The following is a 1,954-nucleotide window of genomic DNA, read 5'->3' as shown; positions in this document are numbered from 1 at the left end:
GAGGATATATTTTATCATATTCCAAATCAATAGAAAAGTGTTTGTAGGGATCTATAATATCTACTAAAATATAACGACAAACTGCGCAAATTTCCTTTCCGTCAGTATGGCTATCCCGCATAAGGCAGTTACCCGTAGGGTGAAATAGGCCTTTGTGATAAGTTTTCCCTCCAGAATACAATCCCACTATTTGTGGTCGATGCCGACTAAAGCAATCTGGGAGTGATACACCGGGTATAATTGGTTGTTGTACATCATTATCATCAACAACACTAGGATAGGCTGTCAGTGGTTTTTTACTTGAAGATATAAAGTCTTTGATGTTTTTGGCCACCATTTCCGCATACGGATATGTAGCGGGGTTTGCAACTGAATCAGGAGCTGGCGTAGGGATATAAACAATCGATCCAGCGGGAAATTCTGCTATAAATTGGTTGGCAGCTATAATATTTGGGTAATTAAACACCGCCCCTGATTTAAGTTTAACATGTATTTCATTTGAGGTTGGGCCAGGACCTATTATTTCCAAGGGCATGCTCAATTTTGGATATCTTGGCAAGGGTTTTGGAAATTCCCGGAAACGCAAGTGTACCGTATCTCCTATGGCAAATTGATATCCTTGACTCAATATTAATGGCAATCGAAACTTTCCACCTCCGACATCCACAATGGCTTGCTCCAGTACGGCAGCCTTTTTAATTCGATGCCAGTTCCACTTAATCTTTTCACCGTCAATATCATTGGTTACATTCAGTGCATCTGCTTCCAACATTACATTACCGTCTTTATCTACATCTGCACTTGTAAGGCCTGAAGGGGGTCCTGTTTTCTCTCCATACTCATCTTCTATTGCGAAGGAATGTGTTAATTCGTGTGCAAAGGTTCTACTTTTGTCATTTGTAGCAGTGGTAGGAATATCTGTGTTGCTATAATTAAAATGATAGCCGGCATTGGTCCCATTTTTTACTATTTTAATATCTTCTAGAATATCAACAAAAAAATAGCCATCACCATTTACAGCACGGCCGTTACCCGCAACTAGAATACATATAAGATCATAATTGAGAGGTTTTACCCCAAGGGGAGTTTTTGCCCAAAGATTACTCACGGGAATACCCCGTGGATCACGAAGTGTACGTAGTAAAAAATCCATATCGTCCCTATTCACCCGATTTGGATTTAAACCGATTTTCTTATGCCCCGAATCGGGCACCGTATCACCGGCATTGACACCTAAATAAGAATCTGTTTCATCCACTAGACTTCTTTTTGCTAACTTACGCCAACTATCGATAAGCGAATTATCTACATGAGGGTCTGGATTATCAACAATCTGTTGTTGCCATTCTGTCTTGATCGTGTTGTTGGATCGAGCATTATTGGATATATCATCTGTAGCCACGGGCAGGCCAACCATATAAATTAGCTGTTCCAATTTCCATCTCCCTACATGTCCGGCCTTTGGTTTTTGGGGCGAGGGAACATAGCGTGCCTTTAGGTTAGGAGCAGTACCAACGGGATAAATTTCACCATTTACTGAAATTCCGATTTCGCTCGATGGTAAAAAAGCCCTCCAAAAATTTATGGAAGTGGATAGCACGTCATAGGGTTTGTTTAGGGGATTGACCTTGAGAAAATGAACTAAAGAGTTTACATATTGATTAAATGCCGCTTCATCTGAATTTGTAAAGCCATCACCTAATAGAAGTACATTTGGTACTTTTTCTGGATTGATTGTTCCAGGCCATCCTCCCCCAACGACTATGAAAGTATCTAAAGGATTGGCGGGCTCCCATGCAGCCCCTAATTTCATGTTGGAAGAAGCACTGGCCCCGCCGATTGTAGCCGGTAGGGTAACTGTTATGTTTATTGTATCGTTGGTGGAATCCCCTGCTTTTATTATTAATTTTCCGTTTGCGGAATTGACGTTTACCACAGGTGTCCAGGCCATATT

Annotated in this window: 1 protein-coding gene; it reads right to left on the bottom strand. The window is 41.0% G+C overall.

The features are described 5' to 3' along the window. A partial coding sequence (locus WBM98_RS13400) for a hypothetical protein (RefSeq protein ID WP_424366526.1) occupies positions 1-1,954 on the bottom strand: 1,954 nt, incomplete at both ends.

This window comes from Maribacter sp. (genome assembly GCF_049667165.1).
Classification (GTDB): domain Bacteria; phylum Bacteroidota; class Bacteroidia; order Flavobacteriales; family Flavobacteriaceae; genus Maribacter_A.
The sequence above is the reverse complement of the archived record's forward strand: the minus strand, read 5'-3'. Positions and strand labels throughout refer to the sequence as shown.